Source organism: Pseudomonas sp. Irchel s3b2, from assembly GCF_900187445.1.
Taxonomy (GTDB): domain Bacteria; phylum Pseudomonadota; class Gammaproteobacteria; order Pseudomonadales; family Pseudomonadaceae; genus Aquipseudomonas.
Genome location: NZ_FYEB01000006.1, coordinates 28,490 through 46,913 on the forward strand (window position 1 = coordinate 28,490; position 18,424 = coordinate 46,913).

General features: G+C 57.2%; 14 protein-coding genes, 2 tRNA genes and 1 pseudogene. 4 read left to right on the forward strand and 13 right to left on the reverse strand.

Annotated elements, in window-relative coordinates; genetic code table 11:
- Positions 1-14 precede the first annotated feature (14 nt).
- From CKW20_RS15455 to CKW20_RS15480, 6 genes are all read right to left on the reverse strand, one after another.
- Positions 15-1,046 (reverse strand): ABC transporter ATP-binding protein, encoded by a 1,032-nt coding sequence (locus CKW20_RS15455; protein WP_095053689.1) that lies wholly within the window; start codon positions 1,044-1,046, stop codon positions 15-17.
- Entirely contained in the window at positions 1,046-1,930 is an 885-nt protein-coding gene (locus tag CKW20_RS15460; RefSeq protein ID WP_095053690.1) for an ABC transporter permease, read from the reverse strand. Before CKW20_RS15460 ends, CKW20_RS15455 begins: the two co-directional genes overlap by 1 nt.
- A complete protein-coding gene (locus CKW20_RS15465; protein WP_095053691.1) occupies positions 1,927-2,943 on the reverse strand; it encodes an ABC transporter permease in 1,017 nt (338 codons plus the stop codon). Before CKW20_RS15465 ends, CKW20_RS15460 begins: the two co-directional genes overlap by 4 nt.
- Positions 2,944-3,121: 178 nt before the next feature.
- Positions 3,122-4,666 carry an ABC transporter substrate-binding protein gene (locus CKW20_RS15470; protein ID WP_095053692.1) on the reverse strand — a complete coding sequence of 515 codons (1,545 nt, stop codon included), beginning with the start codon at positions 4,664-4,666 and terminating at the stop codon, positions 3,122-3,124.
- A 222-nt stretch (positions 4,667-4,888) separates the two neighbouring features.
- Complete coding sequence (locus tag CKW20_RS15475) at positions 4,889-5,716, reverse strand: helix-turn-helix domain-containing protein (protein ID WP_095053693.1); 828 nt, start codon at positions 5,714-5,716, stop codon at positions 4,889-4,891.
- A gap of 702 nt (positions 5,717-6,418) precedes the next feature.
- A complete protein-coding gene (locus CKW20_RS15480) occupies positions 6,419-7,300 on the reverse strand; it encodes a LysR family transcriptional regulator (RefSeq protein ID WP_095053694.1) in 882 nt (293 codons plus the stop codon).
- A gap of 100 nt (positions 7,301-7,400) precedes the next feature.
- Between CKW20_RS15480 and CKW20_RS15485 the strand changes: the two genes are divergently transcribed.
- Positions 7,401-8,792 carry an aldehyde dehydrogenase family protein gene (locus CKW20_RS15485; protein WP_095053695.1) on the forward strand — a complete coding sequence of 464 codons (1,392 nt, stop codon included), beginning with the start codon at positions 7,401-7,403 and terminating at the stop codon, positions 8,790-8,792.
- 311 nt (positions 8,793-9,103) lie between these two features.
- Here the strand turns inward: CKW20_RS15485 and CKW20_RS15490 are convergent.
- The 4 genes and pseudogenes from CKW20_RS15490 to CKW20_RS15505 form a co-directional block, all read right to left on the reverse strand.
- A pseudogene (locus CKW20_RS15490) lies at positions 9,104-9,412 on the reverse strand (S8 family serine peptidase); the annotation flags it as partial.
- Between the two features lie 133 nt (positions 9,413-9,545).
- Positions 9,546-9,632 (reverse strand) — tRNA-Leu (locus CKW20_RS15495).
- 195 nt (positions 9,633-9,827) lie between these two features.
- Positions 9,828-9,901: transfer RNA gene (locus CKW20_RS15500), tRNA-Cys, on the reverse strand.
- A 223-nt stretch (positions 9,902-10,124) separates the two neighbouring features.
- Positions 10,125-11,030 carry an AraC family transcriptional regulator gene (locus CKW20_RS15505; RefSeq protein WP_095053696.1) on the reverse strand — a complete coding sequence of 302 codons (906 nt, stop codon included), beginning with the start codon at positions 11,028-11,030 and terminating at the stop codon, positions 10,125-10,127.
- Positions 11,031-11,354: 324 nt separating this feature from the next.
- On the opposite strand from CKW20_RS15505, the gene CKW20_RS15510 reads away from it, so the two are divergent.
- Both CKW20_RS15510 and CKW20_RS15515 read left to right on the forward strand, forming a co-directional pair.
- Positions 11,355-12,665: a sugar ABC transporter substrate-binding protein gene (locus CKW20_RS15510; protein ID WP_095053697.1), complete on the forward strand. Its 1,311-nt coding sequence runs from the start codon at positions 11,355-11,357 to the stop codon at positions 12,663-12,665.
- Between the two features lie 191 nt (positions 12,666-12,856).
- Positions 12,857-13,630 carry an L-iditol 2-dehydrogenase gene (locus tag CKW20_RS15515; RefSeq protein WP_095053698.1) on the forward strand — a complete coding sequence of 258 codons (774 nt, stop codon included), beginning with the start codon at positions 12,857-12,859 and terminating at the stop codon, positions 13,628-13,630.
- A 122-nt stretch (positions 13,631-13,752) separates the two neighbouring features.
- Here the strand turns inward: CKW20_RS15515 and CKW20_RS15520 are convergent, their stop codons facing one another.
- From CKW20_RS15520 to nirB, 3 genes are read right to left on the reverse strand one after another with little or no spacing between them, the layout of a single operon-like run.
- Positions 13,753-14,193: a CBS domain-containing protein gene (locus tag CKW20_RS15520; protein ID WP_095053699.1), complete on the reverse strand. Its 441-nt coding sequence runs from the start codon at positions 14,191-14,193 to the stop codon at positions 13,753-13,755.
- 31 nt (positions 14,194-14,224) lie between these two features.
- Positions 14,225-14,611, reverse strand: a complete 387-nt coding sequence (gene nirD, locus CKW20_RS15525) for a nitrite reductase small subunit NirD (protein WP_030128788.1) — start codon at positions 14,609-14,611, stop codon at positions 14,225-14,227.
- Positions 14,611-17,172: a nitrite reductase large subunit NirB gene (gene nirB, locus CKW20_RS15530; RefSeq protein WP_095053700.1), complete on the reverse strand. Its 2,562-nt coding sequence runs from the start codon at positions 17,170-17,172 to the stop codon at positions 14,611-14,613. Before nirB ends, nirD begins: the two co-directional genes overlap by 1 nt.
- Before the next feature lie 860 nt (positions 17,173-18,032).
- On the opposite strand from nirB, the gene CKW20_RS15535 reads away from it, so the two are divergent.
- Positions 18,033-18,419 (forward strand): DUF6124 family protein, encoded by a 387-nt coding sequence (locus CKW20_RS15535; protein WP_095053701.1) that lies wholly within the window; start codon positions 18,033-18,035, stop codon positions 18,417-18,419.
- Positions 18,420-18,424: the final 5 nt, after the last annotated feature.

Below are 18,424 nucleotides of genomic sequence, written 5' to 3' on the forward strand. Positions count from 1 at the left end.
CTTTCAAAGAAGCCTCACACCTTGACTAACGTGTTGTGGCAAGCTGCCCAGTGTCCCTCGCCGATTTCCACCCTCGGCGCAGCCTGATGGCAGCGTCCGGTGGCGCGTTCACAACGTGGGTTGAAGGCACAGCCAGCCGGGGGAGCCGCCATGTTCGGCACCTGCCCCGGGATGAAGCCCAGGGTCTGGGGTCCCTGCCCCAACTTGGGCACGGTGCCCATCAACTTCAGGGTGTAGGGGTGTGCAGGTCGCTTGAACACCTGGCCCACCGGACCGCTCTCCACCACTTCGCCGGCATACATCACCGCCACCCGGTCACAGAGCGAAGCCACTACCCCAAGGTTGTGGGTGATAAACAGAATCGCCAGGTCCTGCTCCCGTGCCAGCTTGCGCAGCAGGGCGATGATCTGCGCCTGCACTGTGACGTCCAGCGCCGTGGTCGGCTCGTCGGCGATCAGCAGTTTTGGCCGGCAGGCCAGCGCCATCGCAATCACCACTCGCTGCAACTGACCACCAGACATCTGGTGCGGATACTTGGCTAACGCCAGAGGGGGGTCGGGCATGCTCACCGCTTCCAGCGAGCTCAGCGCCTCGGCGCGGATTTGTGCCTTACTCAGTTGCCGATGGCAGCCAATGACATCGAACATCTGCCGCCCGACAGTGAAGAACGGGTTGAGCGCCTTCATCGGATTCTGGAAGATCATCGCCGCGCCACCGCCACGCAAAACCGCCAGCTGCGACGCCGACGCGCCGTTGACCTGCTGTCCGGCGACCCTGACACTGCCTCCCAGCCGGGCGGCCTCAGGCATCAATCCAAGGCAGGACATGGCCGTCATAGACTTGCCCGAGCCCGACTCCCCCACCAACCCGAGGATCTCGCCGCGCCTTACCTTAAGGTCGATGCCGCGTACGGCCTTTACGGTCTTGAACAAACCAGGGAAAGACACCGTCAGCCCTTCCACTTCCAGCACCAGGTCTTGAGCTGCGTCGTTATTCGAAGCGGCGAGACGCTCGATAGCAGAATATTGCAAGGATTCGTCGATCATCAGCGCGTCCCCTTCTTTGGATCGAGCACATCGCGCAGCCCGTCACCCACCAGGTTGACGGCCAGCACCAGGACAAAAATCGCCACTCCGGGAAACAGCACCGTCCAGGGATTCTCGAGCAACTGCGAGCGCGACGCCGCGGCCATCAGCCCCCATTCGATCATGGGCGGCTTGGCCCCCAGCCCGATAAAGCTCAGCGAGGCAGCGGCGAGAATGGTGTAACCAAAGTCCATGGAGCCCTGCACGATCACAGGCGTGGTGGCATTGGGCAGTACATGGCGAAGCAAGATACGGCAGTGACTGACGCCCATGGAACGGGCAGCATGGATATAGGTTTCTGACCGAACCCGCACTACCGCACCGCGCATGATCCTCGCGTACCAGGGAAACCAGGAGACAGCGAGCGCTAACATGGCGTTGGCCAATCCCGATCCCAGCGCAGCGGTGATTGCGATCGGCAACAACAGCGGCGGAAAGGCCAGAAACACATCTGAGAAACGCATCAGCAGCGTATCAACTCGACCACCGAAGTAACCGGAAACAAGCCCAATCGGAATCCCGATCAGCATCGCAATCAGAGTCACGCTCACTCCGATGATCAGCGAGGTGCGTGCGCCATAAAGCACCCGTGAAAGAATGTCGCGACCAAACTCGTCGGTGCCCATCCAGTGTGCCCAGTTGGGTGCCAGCAATTTCTGGGAAAAGACAATCTTGTTCGGTTCATAAGGTGCAAGCCAGGGGGCGAAGACTGCCGCCAGGATGATCAGCAGCAATAACAGCACGCCGAATACAAACAACTTGTTATCGCTGGCAAACGCCAGGGCCTTTATACGCCACGATGGGGCTCGCGAGGGCATGGACAGGGATACGTCTTGGATACTCATTGGACTCGCAACCTCGGATCAACAAGGTGATACAAGAGATCAACGATCAGGTTGATCGACAGATACGTCGTGGCCAGCACCAGGGTGGCTCCCATCACAGCGGGGAAATCATTCTGGGCAATCGAAAACACCACGAAGCCGCCCAGGCCAGGCCAATCGAAAACGAACTCAACGACTACCGCACCACCGAGCAGGTAACCGAAGGTCAGGCCCACCACTGTCAGAAGCGGAATCATTGTCGCCTTCAGGGCATAGGCGTAATGGATACGCCACTTGGGTACACCGTAAGAAACGGCCGTGCGGATGTACTCCTCGGATAGCACCTCCACCATCATGTTGCGGGTGATCCGGGTAACAGTGGCCAAGGTCACAATGACCAGGGTGAGCACGGGTAGCGTCAGGTGTTTGATGGCGCTCCACAGTGCTACGAAATTACCGGCCAGCAGAGTGTCGATCAGGTAAAAGCCTGTCACACGCTCAAAAGGGCTATCGAGAAGAATGGAAGCATCGATACGTCCTTGCAGGGGCAGCCAGTCGAGCTTGCCGTAGAACAGCAACTGCAAGCCCATGGCCAGGATGAAAACTGGAAACGCCGTCCCGGCGATGGACCCCGCTCGTGCCATATTGTCGACCACTGAGTTCTGCCGCGCCGCTGAGATGACACCGATCGGTACCCCTAGCACCACCACCCAGAACATCGCCAGGAATGTCAGTTCAAAAGTCGCGCCAACCCGCCTGACCACCTCCTCCACCACCGGCCGCCCGGTGCGCAGACTAGTGCCAAAATCACCTCGGAGAAGATCGCCGATGTAATTGAAGTATTGGATCGGCAGAGGCTTATCCAACCCCAGATTTTCCCGTGCGACGGCAATCTGCTCCACCGTGGGGTGATTCCCCAGCATCATTTCTACCGGGGAACCCGGAAGAGCTCGGCTCAGAACGAAGGTGATGGTCAACACTCCCAAAAGAATGAAGAACATCACTATCAATCGCTGAGCTATATACTTCGCCATTTGGAATACCCCTTGTGGCTAAAAAACTTGACCCTGACTTCTTACGCCCTACATAAAAACCCCAAAAGCGGATTAACCCTTGAGGGAATAACCAGACAAATTAACTAACTGCCTGGTTATCGATTTACATGGCAAATCAGGTATTACACGTACCACTTGATCAAGGACGACTCAGCATTCAGCGATTCAAGTTGTAGTAGAGAATCGCCTCATAAGCAGGATTCAGGCTCTTTTCCATACCCTTAATGTCTTTGCGGGAGACACGTATCTGCTGCACGTCGGCGTACCAGATCGCAGGAGCGTCCTTGGCCAGTAGCTGCTGGGCCTGCACGTACTTTTCAGTGGATTGGGCCCGATCACTGCCTTCTAGCGCCGCCGCCTCTTCGATCAACTGATCAAAGCTTGGGTTGCTGTAGTGAGACAGATTGAATAGCGTGGTTTTCTCTGTATGGAACTCACTGAAAAGCCAATCGCTGGGTGTCGGATACGTCGGCCACCAAGCCATAGATTGCATGTTGGGAGCGGTATCCAGCTTCTTTGCCTTATCCCAGATCACACCCCACTCGCCGGGGCGTAACTCCACCTCAACGCCAACCTGAGACGCCGTCGCCTGGAATAGTTCAGCAGCGTTTGCATAGATGCCACTGATGTATTGCATCGAGACCTTCCAGTCCTGCTTAGGTACACCGGAGGCTTCCAACAATTGTCGGGCTTTATCCAGATCGTAAGAGGCCATAGGCACGCTGGCATGCCCCCAGATACTGGTGGGCAAAGGCCCCTTGGGAACACTGCCGTAGCCATGCAAAATATCTTTGGTGACACTTTCATAGTCCCAGAGGTACTGCAGCGCCTGACGAAATGCCAGGTTGTTCGTAGGGTACTTCTGGGTATTGATCAAAAATTGGAAGTTCTTCCACGAAGGCGCGGTGCTCACCTTGATGGAGGGGTCCTCTCCCAACACCTTGAGCTGATCAAGAGGGATATCCCAGGCAACACCGGCCTCGCCATTTTTGATCATCTGGGTACGGGTGGAGGCTTCGGACACGACCTTCACGATGACCCGATCAAATTGCCCTTCTTTCCAACCTCCCCAGTAGCCATCGAATCGCTCAAGCACCACTTGCTGGCCCTGTTCGACCTGCCCAAGCTTATAGGGACCGGTACCGATGGCGTTGGGAGCCATCATCCAGTCATGCCCTTTCTCCACCGCCGCCGGGGCAATGATGTAAGCGGCATACTGACCTGCCGCGATCAGATTGGCCGGAGTGGGACTCTTAAACTTGAGCACTACCGTATCGTCAGCGAGGGCCTCGACGGTATCCAGACCGTTCCATACAAATGCAGCGCCCTGTTTCAGCTGCTTGACGTAATCAATGGACTTTTTGACCGCTGCGGCATTAAAGGCCGAACCGTCATGAAATTTAACGCCGTGCCGCAGCTTGAAGGTCCAGGTCTTGCCGTTGTCGCTGCTTTCCCAGGACGTGGCGAGCCCGGGGGAAAACTCCTCAGCACTGCCTGGCGCGTTATATACCACTAGTGTCTCGTAGATATTGCCAAGTACCCGAACTTCCTCCGAAAAAGCCGAGGCAGGATCCCAATCCTTGAAAGAGGCTCGATCAGCGACAACCAAGGTATTGTTTGCCGCATACACCAAACCACTGGTCAATGGCGCAGTAATGGACAGCGCCATCAACCCCGCCATCAATGTTCTTTTTAACTTCATCGGTGTTCCTCTTATTTTTATGGTCGGCGCAGCGGATCACTTGTAGAAACAGGCACTCATTCAACTGAAATGAATGATGTGATTCACCGTTAACGAAACTGACTTCTGAGTGGTGTATGGCATTATCGATCTGCCGCACGGCCAGCTCAATTTCGCGAGCACGAAGAAAAAAACGCTAGGTGACGCCCAGAAGCGTCACCTAGCGTCTATTTCTAAAAAAGACTAAAACAGCGGAGGGACAAGGTTGAACTCACCTTCTGGTGGATGTACCAGCAGCCGCGCCCTCACCTCATTGGGAATCTCAGGGGCATCAATCGGAAAACAGCTGCAACTGGTGAGAGCGTTACGCAGGTCGATCGACTCGCCTAGGTGCTCAAATACAATATGGGCACCAAAAGGACGGCGGAAATTGTCACCCGAAACGCCGAGTACCAAGCCGTTGAGAAAACGAAAACGACTGCGGTAGGAGGGATAAATCGCTGACCAGATATAGCCCCGGGACGAGAGGTACTCGCGCTCGACGATGTAAATCAGATCCGATGAGGCAAAGCAGAACCCACGATATTTATTGATGCCGAAACTCTTCAGCTGGTCATCGCCCAACCTCATCCGCTCGTAGGTTTTACTCAGGATCTTTTCGCCGGAGCGGGTCAAGCGGGTAATCGACTTGATCACCTCCCCCGGCGCGGAAGGCGACATCAAATAGACAAAGTAGTAACCCTGGTACTTCGACAACTCCTGCGCGGAGCTCGGGAAAAAATCGGCTGGTACCGCACTGTCTGGCTCTCGCGCCGTGCGTTGCCTGTTGAGCAGAGCGCGGAAGGATTCATGCTCGGAGAATATTTCATCCTCATCCACCCCAAAAAAAGTGCAGATCTTGCGCAGGGTAAAGGATGAGGGAGTCGCTTGCGCCCCCAAGTATTTGTTGAACTGCTGGCGGTTGATATCAAGGGAGCGGCACACCTTCGCCACCGACTTATAATATCCGCAGAGAAGGCGCAAGTTTTGACTGAAGTCTTGCATCGACTGGGATGAACTGGAACTGACCATAAAGAGTATTCCTAACGCCAGAATTGACAACATGCTGAACTAATCGTCGCTTGGGGTCACGGCTTCAAAAGCTCAGTGCAAGACAGTGACTGAAAGTGGCGCAGAAGCTCGGCATTGCCAACCCGTGATAGACGCGAGCATTGAGCCCGACCATAGCGACTATGGTGAGGAAATATTCAACAAATACACAAGCTTATCCAGCGATTCCTGACGCCTCGGTAGAATTACCATCGGCTGCATATTTGTAATTCGCGCCTATAACTACCCAAGAGCCGACTGCTCACTTGAACATCGCGTGAGCTCTTGGTCACGATATCCTCCCTGTAACCTGATGAATCGATGTGGTCGAGGCGGCACGAACGCGAAACAAGCACGCTACCTCAATACTGCTATATCAGTTCGCTATGCGCCACTCCCGGCCATCCGCAGAGCAATGCCCTTCCAGGCGCCACAGTCGTTGACTAACGAACAGGTATACGCTGTCACCGGCTACATCCTGCACATGAACAAACTGATTGAAGCCAATACGACCGTCAATGCATCGACATTGGCAGCCGTAAAAATGCCGAATCGAGACGGTTTTTTTATCGATGATAGACCCGACAGCAAAGCGGTTGCCTGCATGACTAACTGCTTGAAGGTCCCTAGATAGAATCCTACCTGACCGGGCTGAATCTGCTAATCGATGGCGGTTCGATTCGCTCAAGTCAGTCGGCCCGACGCTGTGCATCGCTCTTCGAGCAAACGCACGAACATGGTCAGGCTTTGCGACACCGTCCCCCGGCGCCACACCAGCCAGGTTCGCAAATAGCGAAAGGACTCCGACAACGGCCACACACTCACCGTGGTGCAGCCCGGCATGCTTTCGAGCATGCTGCGCGGCATCAGCGCCAGGCCAGCACCGGAGCTGACACAGGCCAGCATGCCGTGATAGGACTCCATTTCGAAAATCTTGCCGGGCACCGCAGCATCCTTGGCGAACCAACTTTCAAAGTGATGGCGGTAAGAGCAATTGGAGCGAAAGGCGTAGATGTTTTCGCCGTTCACATCCTGCGCACGGTGGATCGGCAAATGGTTGAGCGGCGCGATCAGCACCATCTCTTCCTCGAATGCCGGCACGCCCTCCAGTGCCGGGTGCAGCACCGGCCCGTCGACAAACGCAGCGGCCAATCGACCCGACAGCACTCCGTCGATCATGGTCCCGGAAGGACCGGTGGACAGGGCCAGTTCGACCTTGGCGTGCTTCTGGTTATAGGCGGCCAACAATTCAGGAATACGCACCGCCGCCGTGCTCTCCAGCGACCCCAGGGGAAACGATCCTTGCGGCTCTTCCCCGGCAACAGTCGCGCGCGCCTCCTGGACCAGATCGAGAATGCGTCGGGCATAGTCGAGAAAACTCCAACCGGCCGGCGACAGCCGCAGGCGGCTTTTCTCGCGGATAAACAGGTCAACGCCCAGATCCAGCTCCAGCTGTTTGATCCGCGTCGTCAGGTTCGACGGCACACGATGGATGTGCTGAGCGGCGACGCTGATGCTGCCGTGCTCGGCGACCGCTTTGAAAATCTCCAGCTGAACCAGATCCAAGTCATTCTCCATACGTGAACGATACGATCAGCATTATTCAGTTTTAAGAAACCAAAAGCCACCGTAGTCTGAACGCATTCCCACCCCGCAGGACGATGCCATGACCAACATTTCCAGCCTCACTCATGCCATTTCGATCAATCCCGTCAACGGCGAGCAGATCGGTAACTACCCTTTTGAATCCGAAGCGGCGCTGCAAACCGCACTGTCACGTGCCACGGCCGGGTTCCGTGTCTGGCGCGGCACACCGGTTGCGCAACGCGCGCAACGGCTGATCGCCCTGGCCAACGTCTTGCGCAACAACGCAGAAACGATGGCGAACATGATCACCCTGGAAATGGGTAAGCCGATCACTCAAGCACGTGGCGAAATCGAAAAGTGTGCGCAGCTCTGCGACTGGTACGCGGAACACGGCCCGGCCATGCTCAACGCTGAACCGACATTGGTTGAGGGCGGAAAAGCACGCATTGAATACCGCCCACTTGGCCCGATTCTCGCGGTGATGCCGTGGAACTTCCCGATCTGGCAGGTCCTGCGCGGCGCCGTTCCGGTATTGCTCGCCGGCAACACCTACGTGCTCAAACACGCGCCGAACGTGATGGGCAGCGCTTACCTGTTGCTGGACGCCTTCCAGCAAGCCGAATTTCCTGAAGGGGCTTTCGAAGTCATCAACGTCACGCCGGAAGGTGTTTCCACGGCGATCAAAGACTCACGCATTGCAGCCGTCACCCTCACCGGCAGCGTGCGAGCCGGCATGGCCATCGGCGCGCAGGCCGGTGCGGCGTTGAAAAAATGCGTCTTGGAACTGGGCGGCTCCGACCCTTTTATCGTGCTCAACGATGCCGACCTCGACGATGCGGTGAAAGCCGCCGTGATTGGCCGTTATCAGAACACCGGGCAAGTCTGCGCGGCGGCCAAGCGCCTGATTGTCGAGCAGGGCGTTGTCGAGGAATTCACGCGCAAATTCGTTGAAGCCACGCAAAAACTGGTGGTCGGTGATCCACTGGCCGCCGCCACGTACATCGGCCCGATGGCTCGCTTTGATCTGCGTGATGAACTGGATCAGCAGGTGCGCGACACTCTGGAGGAAGGTGCTACGTTGTTACTGGGTGGCAAGAAGGCCGAGGGTAGCGGTAACTTCTACGAGCCAACGGTTTTCGCTGATGTCACCGACCAGATGACCTCGTTCAAGCAGGAACTGTTTGGCCCGGTCGCTTCGATCATCACCGCACGCGATGCCACCCACGCCATGGCACTGGCAAATGACAGTGAGTTCGGCCTCGCCGCAACGATTTATACAGGCGACGTGGAACGTGCCCAACAGATGGCCGGTGAACTGGAAACCGGTGGTGTATTTATCAATGGTTACTGCGCCTCCGATCCGCGTGTCACCTTCGGCGGTGTGAAGAAGAGCGGTTTTGGTCGCGAGCTTTCGCACTTCGGGGTACGCGAATTCTGCAACGCGCAGACGGTGTGGCTGGATCGGCATTAAGTGCATGGACGAAGACCGAGTGCGTTGGAAACCACGTTTTCTAAAGAGCTCATTGCAGCTTACAAAAATAATACCCCGACTAAAAATCGCGAAATATTTCGTGAAGTTGGTGGATACGGCCAGGTAAGCGAAAGTGACTTGTTCCGATCCTCAGACCACTGCGTGGTTCTGACATCCGAAGAAGAGATAGAAAGGGACTCTACCCAATTCTTCGAATTACCGTTGCCTGCCTCGTTCCTCCGCTCAGCTCTCGCTACGCGTGAGCTGAGCGTGACGTTGGCCTATTCACCAGCTGTGCGAACGGCTCGACACGACGCGTGGTTGACCAACATTGCTCTGAGTAGGTTTGCCGAGGCCGAAGGGTATTCGTTAAGAAGCCGACCGGCTAAATGGGTTACGAAAGGGGCAGAGAAGCTGGTGCCGCTGATCTCTTTGAAGATTCTGTGACCTTGGAACTGATTGTTGAATGTGAGCACACCGAGGCCACGCATATCGGGCTTCCACTGCTCACGGTCTTGTCGCATTGGACAGGCCAAATTACCACCAGGAGCCACGAGCTCTGGCTTAAGAGCTCCTCTGACTGTTGGAGCATGCCGGGTACGCCTCGATATCGAACCGATGTATACCTAAACGCATACCTAATTCGTGGGGCTGTACAGGAACATACGGGGATATTCAGACACAAAAAAACCGGCTATAAGGCCGGTTTCTCTAGGTTTCAGGTGTTTACGGGAACATCTGAAATCATACTATTGGTGCCCGAAGCCGGAATCGAACCGGCACGCCCTTACGAGCGGGGGATTTTAAGTCCCATGCGTCTACCAGTTTCGCCATTCGGGCGGTAGCGCGGTAAAGCAGTCTGAAGACTGGCCAATAACGATCTGGCAGTTCTGACGCTTGTGCAACAGAGGGGGAAATATATACATCCCGCCCCGGTGAAGCAAGTTCGCAAAGATCCTTTTCAAGACTAAATCTTGCAGGACTGCGAAAATAAAAAAGCTCCGTAGATCATGGATCTACGGAGCTCGTTTAAAGTGGAGGCCGAGGTCGGAATCGAACCGGCGTAGGTGGATTTGCAATCCACTGCATAACCATTTTGCTACTCGGCCTCAAACATCTGATGTCAGTAGCACAACATCAAACGTGTAAACTCGCATCTGGAAACAAGATTCTAATCTAGCTTCCAACCCTTTGAAATCTAAGGGGTTTTCGTGTTCCCTAAGCAGGAATGGACGCAATTCTGGACTGGTTCGAAAGGCATGTCAAGAACTGGAGGAAAATAATTCCAGATCGTTTCGAGTCGAACGCTGGAACCTCCAAAAGATCGCCCCTTCAATGACTCGCCGCCACCGTCCGCTGCAACCGCTGCCGATACTCGCTCGGTGTCTCGTGCATTTCATGGCGAAAGTGCCGATTGAAATTCGATAAGTTGGCGTAACCCACTTCAAAGCAGATATCGGCAACGCTGAAACTGCTTTGCGCCAGTAAACGGCAGGCGCGCTGGACGCGCAGTTTGCGCGTCAGGTCGACGAAGGTATGGCCAGTGGCGCGTTTGAAGAATTTGGAGAAAGCCGGTTCGTTCATATCCAGACGCTGGGCGATGACGGACATGCGCAGCTCATCAGCCAGATCGTTCAGAATGTAGTCGAACACAATGCTCATGCGCTGGGCCGTCAATGCGTCGAGCATCGGCGCATATTGCAGGCTGGCGAGCGTCTGTCGCTCGCTGTCAGGGGCAGAGGCCAGCAACTGCAGCAACGACAGGAACAGGCACAACCGCTGTAATCCGTGACACTGACCGATGTCTTCCAGCAGTCGAGCCGCCTTTTTGCGGGTAACGCCGTGAAATTCAATGCCCTGGGCCGCCTGGCGAAACAGGCTTTGCAATTCACTGAGCTCAGGGAACTTGTCGCGCAGTTGCATCAGCATCTGACCATCGAATTGCAACACGACGTCGCGGCCGGCAATCACCTCCCCTTTGCCCAGATCGCTGATCCAGTCATGAGGCAAGCCAGGGCCGATCAGGGCGACATGCCCGGCCTCGAACAGGCCGATGTAGTCACCTGCCAATAGCCGGCCACTGCCTTCGCGAATCAGGTGGATCTCGAATTCCGGATGATGGTTCCAGCGAGCAAGGTCGAAGGGATAGTCATGCTCATACCAACGAAAGCTGTGCTGGGGCTCGTTCAGAATGACTTCAAGCGCTGGCGGCTTGTCTGCAGTTACGTGATGGTTCATCACCCTGGCGATTCCATTTTTGTTGGTTTTATCAAGGCTACCGCGAAGCCCCGGACGAGTCGAAGCTGATTCGAAACTCCAAGGCGCTGTTATCAGATTCGCCCTAAACAGACAGTACGCCTAGCGCGCTATATGGCGGCCACTGATACTTTTTTTCCATGGCCCTGCGTGGTTAAAAAAGTATCAGTGCCGCGTATGCCATTCATTTGTTCACCGCTTGGGTTGCTGTAATCCTGTGGTCATCCCGTTGCGGCGATGACTCGCACCGTGGACTGTAACAACAATAAGAGCCTCTGCCGCCCAAGGCGCAGAGCGGAGAACACGATGAAGATCATTCCAAGCGCGTTTTTTCTGTCCGCCGGCCTGTCCTCTGCCCTGCTCTGCCAGGCTGCCGAAACGGTGACGATCGCCACCGTCAACAACAGCGACATGATCCGCATGCAACGGCTGTCCAAAACGTTCGAACAGCTGCATCCCGATGTGAAGCTCAACTGGGTGGTACTCGAAGAGAACGTTTTGCGTCAGCGCCTTACCACCGACATTGCCACTCAGGGTGGTCAATTCGATGTGCTGACCATCGGCACCTACGAAACACCACTGTGGGGCGCCAAGCATTGGCTGGAGCCGATGAAAGACCTGCCCGCCAGCTATGACCTCGAGGATATTTTCCCCTCGGTTCGTCAGGGCCTATCGGTCAATGACACGCTCTATGCCCTGCCGTTTTATGGCGAAAGCACCATCACCTATTACCGCACCGACCTGTTCAAGGACGCTGGCCTGACCATGCCCGAGCACCCGAGCTGGACGCAGCTCGGCGAGTTCGCCGGCAAGCTGCACCAGCCGGATAAAGAGCAGTATGGAATGTGCTTGCGCGGCAAGGCCGGTTGGGGTGAAAACATGGCCCTGCTGACCACGATGTCCAACGCTTTTGGCGCGCGCTGGTTCAACGAGCAGTGGCAGCCGCAACTCACCGGGCCGGAATGGAGCGCTGCGGCCAACTTCTACGTCAACACCCTCAAGCAGTACGGCCCGCCGGGTGTTTCGAGCAATGGCTTCAACGAGACCCTGGCCCTGTTCAACAGCGGCAAATGCGCGATCTGGGTCGATGCCAGCGTCGCCGGTTCCTTCATCACCGACAAAACCCAAAGCAAAGTGGCTGACAACGTCGGCTTCGTCGCGGCGCCCACGCAAGTCACCGATAAGGGCTCGTCCTGGCTCTATGCCTGGTCGCTGGCCATCCCGGCGACGTCCAAACACAAAGAAGCCGCCAAAGCCTTTGTGACCTGGGCGACCTCCAAGGAGTACATCCAACTGGTCGCCGAGAAGGATGGCATTACCAACGTACCGCCGGGCACCCGCATGTCCACCTACAGCGACGCCTACTTGCAGGCCGCGCCTTTCGCCAGTGTCACGCTGAAAATGATGCAGCACGCCGACCCTGCGCACCCTTCAGCCCAACCCGTGCCCTACGTCGGTATCCAGTACGTGACCATTCCTGAGTTCCAGGCCATCGGCACGTCGGTTGGCAAGCTGCTGTCTGCGGCGCTCACCGGGCAGATGCCGGTCGAGCAGGCCCTGGCCTCTGCCCAGCAAACCACCGAACGCGAGATGAAACGCGCGGGTTATCCCAAGTAGCAACGACTTGATGCAGAACCTGTAGGAGCGAGGCTTGCCCGCGAAGAACGATGACGCGTAATACCTGAAAAACCGCGGTGCATCCTTCGCGGGCAAGCCTCGCTCCTACAGGGGGGCTTCGCAGACTGACGACCGCTTTTAATGCCCTCAATGGGGGGCGTCTCTTTAGCTCTAACGATTGGATGGAAAAAATGAAACGTCTGGAAGGAAAAAGCGCTCTTATCACCGGTTCTGCCAGAGGCATCGGGAGAACGTTCGCGCAGGCCTATATCCGCGAAGGCGCTACGGTCGCAATCGCAGACATCAACCTGGAACGTGCGCAAGCCACCGCAGCCGAACTGGGACCGAATGCCTATGCGGTCGAGATGGACGTGACCGATCAGCAATCAATCGACGGTGCCATCGCGGCGGTGATCGCCACCGCAGGCAAGCTCGATATCCTGATCAACAACGCGGCACTGTTTGATCTCGCGCCTATTAGCGAGATTTCTCGCGACAGCTACGAACGGCTGTTCTCGATCAACGTGTCCGGCACCCTGTTTACGCTGCAGGCCGCGGCCAAACAGATGGTCCGTCAGGGCCACGGCGGCAAAATCATCAATATGGCCAGTCAGGCCGGTCGACGCGGTGAAGCGCTTGTTGCGGTGTATTGCGCGACCAAAGCGGCGGTGATCAGCCTCACGCAATCGGCCGGGCTCAATCTCATCCCGCATAAAATCAACGTGAATGCCATCGCGCCGGGTGTGGTGGATGGCGAACATTGGGATGGCGTCGATGCGCTGTTCGCCCGCTATGAGAACCGGCCGCTCGGAGAAAAGAAACGGCTGGCGGGTCAGGAGGTTCCGTACGGACGCATGGGCACGGCAGAGGATCTTGTCGGCATGGCGATCTTCCTGGCATCGGCCGAAAGCGATTACATCGTGGCCCAGACTTATAACGTCGATGGCGGTAACTGGATGAGCTGACGGGCATTGGGCCCGTCTTGAAGACCGTAACGAACAGGCCATTTCTACTGCACTGAAGATATGGCCTTTTTTTGTTTCTTCCAGACAATCAGTACGGATGCGCAACGTCCACCCCGAAGTCCTCAGTGCCCGCGAATGTAATGCTCCAGTTGCCGAATCAAATCGGCCTGCTCGACGATGGCTTCCTTGACCAGATCACCGATCGACAACAGCCCGATCAGTTCGCCGCTCTCCAGCACGGGCAAATGGCGCAAATGGCTGTCGGTCATGACCGCCATGCAACGCTCGATACTCTGCTGACTGTCGGCGGTCACCACCGGCGCGCTCATGATCTCGCGCACTGGCGTACCGACCGAAGATCGTCCCTGCAGAACCACTTTGCGCGCATAGTCACGCTCGCTGACGACGCCGACCACCTGCCCGTCTTCGATGACGGGCAACGCGCCGACGTTCTTCTCGGCCATCATTTTCAGGGCGTCGAGGACCATCTGATCCGGTGCGATGCTGTGCACCTGCTGGTTTTGCACGACTTTGAGTTTCAGCAACTGTGCGGCTGTCTTCATCAACGTTCTCCGATACGGTTCAGGGCGGCAGTCAAGCCGCCGCGACTTCCACGATGCCGGCATTCAGGCGCACCGGCCAGACCCGCAAGCGCTGCTCCGGATACTCCAGGCAACTGCCATCTTCGAGACGGAAATGCTGCTTGTAGATCGGCGAAGCTACCACCAGATCCCCCTTGAGGCTGCCGATCAGTCCGCGGCCGATAACGTTCGCGCCGGATTGCGGATCATGGTTGTCGATCGCGTAGAGGGTGCGACCTTCGGCCTGCGGCAGGTAGAACAGCGCCACCTGCGCGCCGTCGAGCCAGACGACGACGCCGGAGTTGCTGACCAGATCCTGCTGGCTGCACACCGCTTGCCAGGCCTGAGCATTGGCCGCGGTTGCAAGGGCATCGACACGCTGGGTAGTGGGCTGGCTCATCAGGCATTCTCCTCGGTGACAGGGATAAGGTTGAGTTCGGCGGCCATGATCGGCCGGCGTTGACCGCGTTCCTGAACAAAATGGATGTCCGGGTCCGGGCGTTGATCGTTGACGAAGGTGCGGAAGCGCTTGAGTTTTTCCGGGTCTTTGAGGGCATTGGCCCATTCGCATTCGTAGCGGTTGACCACCAGTTGCATCTGCGATTCGAGTTCCGCGCCGAGCCCCAGGCTGTCGTTGATAACCACGTCCTTGAGGTAATCCAGGCCGCCCTCCAGGCTTTCGCGCCAGACTGAGGTGCGCTGCAATTTGTCGGCGGTGCGGATGTAGAACATCAGGAAACGGTCGATGTAACGGATCAGGGTTTCATCGTCCAGGTCGGTGGCGAACAGCTCGGCGTGACGCGGACGCATGCCGCCGTTACCGGCCACATAGAGGTTCCAGCCGTTCTCGGTGGCGATCACGCCCACGTCTTTGCTTTGCGCCTCGGCACATTCACGGGTGCAGCCAGAGACCGCGAACTTGAGCTTGTGCGGCGAGCGCAGGCCTTTGTAGCGGTCCTCGAGGGTCAGGGCCATTTTCACGCTGTCCTGCACGCCATAACGGCACCAGGTGCTGCCGACGCACGACTTCACCGTGCGGGTCGATTTGCCGTAGGCGTGCCCGGTTTCGAAACCGGCCTCAATCAGCTCGGACCAGATGTCCGGCAACTGATGCAGCTGCGCGCCGAACAAGTCGATGCGCTGACCGCCGGTGATTTTGGTGTAGAGGTCGTATTTCTTCGCCACCACGCCGATTGCGATCAGCTTGTCGGCGGTGATCTCGCCCCCGGCGATGCGCGGCACCACCGAATAGGTGCCGTTTTTCTGCATGTTGGCCATGAAGGTGTCGTTGGTGTCCTGCAACGGTACCAGCGAGACGTCCATGATCGGCTGGTTCCAGCACGAGGCGAGAATCGAACCCACCGCCGGTTTGCACACGTCGCAACCGGTGTGGCCGCGGCCGTGCTTGGCCAGCAGTTCTTCGAAGGTGATCACCCCCTCTACCCGCACCAGCGCATAAAGTTCCTGACGGGTGTAGGCGAAGTGTTCGCACAGGCTTTTGTCGACACTGACGCCGCGAGCAATCAATTCATGCTCGAACACTTGCTTGAGCAGCCCTGCGCATCCACCGCAACCGGTGCAAGCCTTGGTCTGCGACTTGAGCAGGCCGAGGTCGGTGCAGCCACCGTCGATGGCCGAGCAGATCGAGCCCTTGGTGACGTTATGGCACGAGCACACGGTCGCTGACTCGGGCAACGCGCCCGGGCCCAGGGTTGGTGCGCCGGAGGACGATGGCAGAATCAGGCTGGCCGGTTCCGACGGCAAGGCAATGCCGTTCTGCATGTATTGCAGCAGGGTGTCGTAATAGCTGTTGTCGCCGACCAGCACCGCGCCGAGCACGCGCTTGCTGTCAGCATCCACCACCAGGCGACGGTAGCTCGCGGTTGCCTCATCGATGAACTGATAACTGCGCGCACCCGGCGTCTGGGCGTGAGCATCGCCGATGGAGCCAACATCGACGCCGAGCAGTTTGAGCTTGGTCGACATGTCGGCGCCCTGGAACGGCTCCGCGACTTGATCGCATAGCAGCGATGCGACACCACGGGCCATCTGGTAACCGGGGGCGACCAGACCGAAGAGGCTGCCATTCCAGGCGGCGCACTCGCCGATGGCATAGATGTTCGGGTCGCTGGTCAGGCATTGATCGTCGATCACCACGCCGCCACGTGGACCGATGTCCAGCGCACATTGGCGGGCCAGCGCGTCTTGCGCGCGGATCCCGGCGGAGAACACGATCAGGTCGGCTTCGAGGAATTCGTCATTGGCAAAATTCATCCGGTAGCGGTACTGCTCGCCAGCACTGATCGACTGCGTGCCACGGGACAGGTGCACACCCACGCCGAGCCGCTCGATTTGTGCCTTCAGTGCCAAGCCACCCTGCTCGTCCAGCTGCACCGGCATCAGGCGCGGGGCAAACTCCACCACATGCGCTTCCAGGCCCAGGCTTTTCAGGGCATTGGCGGCTTCCAGACCGAGCAGGCCACCGCCGACCACTACGCCACGTCGGGCATTGGCCGCTGCGGCGCGAATCGCGTCGAGGTCTTCGAGGGTGCGATAGACCAGGCGCGAGTCACCTTCCGCACCTTCAATAGGCGGCACGAAGGGATAAGAACCGGTAGCCAGAACCAGTTTGTCGTAAGCGACGCAACCTTGCGCGGTAATCACCTGGCGTCGCGCTCGGTCGATTTCCAGCACTGGCACGCCCAGATGCAGGATGACGCCCGGCGTCTGGTACAGAGAGGCTTCGCCCAGGGCCAGCGACTCGGCATCGCGACCACCGAAATACTCGGACAGATGCACACGGTCGTAGGCGCGCATCGGCTCTTCGCTGAAGACATGCAGGCGGTAATGGTCGAGGGCGCCGCGCTCGATGAGCTGCTCGACACAATGATGTCCGACCATGCCATTGCCGATCACGATCAGCGTTTGCAGTTTGTTCAATGCGGCAACATTGGAATTCATAGTAAGCACCCAGCCAAAGCCAATCACGGTTAAAAAAAGCAAAAAAAAACGCCTGAAACCTCTCGGTTTCAGGCGTCTTTGCCTGTTCTTCGCGGTGTTCGACCTGGCGTCTTCGCCTGATCCACCGATGTTGCCCACGACCTGCTCGGCCGGTCGATCTTCGTTGATCGAGTGGGCTGCCCATCTGTTTTCGATGGGCCTGAGGGGATCAATGCAGCCTTTGTGCCAGTCGGTGGATCGATACTTCATTCGCGCTACAAAACTTGCGACTGAACAATCGGGAAACAGGCTGGCGACCCAGAACAGACGTGTTTTGACAGGACTTCAGACGTGGTTGCGCGGATCATTGGCAACAGAGGATGTGGGTACTGACAGAGGGAAAAACTCAGGGCACCGCTCGCGGCAGGTGCACGCTTTTATGGCATCGCGCTTTATAAAAGTGCATGTAGCGGTTTTTTCGAGGCTTTCACCGCTTGTAGGACGTGCGCGTCAGATCATTCAACATTGATTAAAGGAGCCTGTTTAATCGTCCTCAAGGTTACTTCCTGCAAGCTACAAGATCTTGCGCCGTTGCCTACGCTTACGCCAGAATCCGCCGGCTTGTGCGCCTTGGGGTTGCTCGGTAACTTGATTCGTGTCACTGCCCATCAGTGATCGGGTTTAGCAGCCTGGGGTTACAAGCAAGGTGCACAAGCTCTTGTCAGTCAGGCATTACCATGCCTGCACTTGATGGTGGTTGTGCGCAGGGCGCCTTCGGGCGCGCCGGCTTTGCTAGCTTCCCCGGTCTGCTAACCTGCGTACAGCTGCCTCCCTCTCGTTTAGCAGCAGAAGGGTTGGCACCCAATCAGAGAAGCCAGCTTATGTTCAAGGTTACGCCAAACCCACCGGACACCGATCCGATATCCCCCTACGAACCCGGTTCAAAAAAACTCAACGAGGCCGCCGAACGCGCCCTCGATTATCACCTCAACTCGATTGCCGACATCAAAGCCACCGCGCGTAAACCGAGCAAGCTATTTGCCGTGGACCCAGAAGCGACTAGCGAAACCCTGGCGGTTTTTTTGGTCGAGACGCTGGCTTCGGTCGATGTGATGGTCCATCAGTTGGTCGATCATCTGGAGGGTGAGTCGCGTCACGCCCTGCTGGGTATTTCGAACAGCATCATGGTGGCGGAGATCACGGCGAACCGGGTGCTGGATCAAATCGAGCCGCCTGTAGGAGCGAGGCTCGCCCGCGAAGAACGATAACGCGG

What these genes read in the sequence shown, in the direction of transcription:
- CKW20_RS15455 (WP_095053689.1), bottom strand. Translation starts at nt 1,046, where the DNA reads ATGATCGACGAATCCTTGCAATATTCTGCTATCGAGCGTCTCGCCGCT.
- CKW20_RS15460 (WP_095053690.1), bottom strand. Translation starts at nt 1,930, where the DNA reads ATGAGTATCCAAGACGTATCCCTGTCCATGCCCTCGCGAGCCCCATCG.
- CKW20_RS15465 (WP_095053691.1), bottom strand. Translation starts at nt 2,943, where the DNA reads ATGGCGAAGTATATAGCTCAGCGATTGATAGTGATGTTCTTCATTCTT.
- CKW20_RS15470 (WP_095053692.1), bottom strand. Translation starts at nt 4,666, where the DNA reads ATGAAGTTAAAAAGAACATTGATGGCGGGGTTGATGGCGCTGTCCATT.
- CKW20_RS15475 (WP_095053693.1), bottom strand. Translation starts at nt 5,716, where the DNA reads ATGGTCAGTTCCAGTTCATCCCAGTCGATGCAAGACTTCAGTCAAAAC.
- CKW20_RS15485 (WP_095053695.1), top strand. Translation starts at nt 7,401, where the DNA reads ATGACCAACATTTCCAGCCTCACTCATGCCATTTCGATCAATCCCGTC.
- CKW20_RS15505 (WP_095053696.1), bottom strand. Translation starts at nt 11,030, where the DNA reads ATGAACCATCACGTAACTGCAGACAAGCCGCCAGCGCTTGAAGTCATT.
- CKW20_RS15510 (WP_095053697.1), top strand. Translation starts at nt 11,355, where the DNA reads ATGAAGATCATTCCAAGCGCGTTTTTTCTGTCCGCCGGCCTGTCCTCT.
- CKW20_RS15515 (WP_095053698.1), top strand. Translation starts at nt 12,857, where the DNA reads ATGAAACGTCTGGAAGGAAAAAGCGCTCTTATCACCGGTTCTGCCAGA.
- CKW20_RS15520 (WP_095053699.1), bottom strand. Translation starts at nt 14,193, where the DNA reads ATGAAGACAGCCGCACAGTTGCTGAAACTCAAAGTCGTGCAAAACCAG.
- nirD (WP_030128788.1), bottom strand. Translation starts at nt 14,611, where the DNA reads ATGAGCCAGCCCACTACCCAGCGTGTCGATGCCCTTGCAACCGCGGCC.
- nirB (WP_095053700.1), bottom strand. Translation starts at nt 17,172, where the DNA reads ATGAATTCCAATGTTGCCGCATTGAACAAACTGCAAACGCTGATCGTG.
- CKW20_RS15535 (WP_095053701.1), top strand. Translation starts at nt 18,033, where the DNA reads ATGTTCAAGGTTACGCCAAACCCACCGGACACCGATCCGATATCCCCC.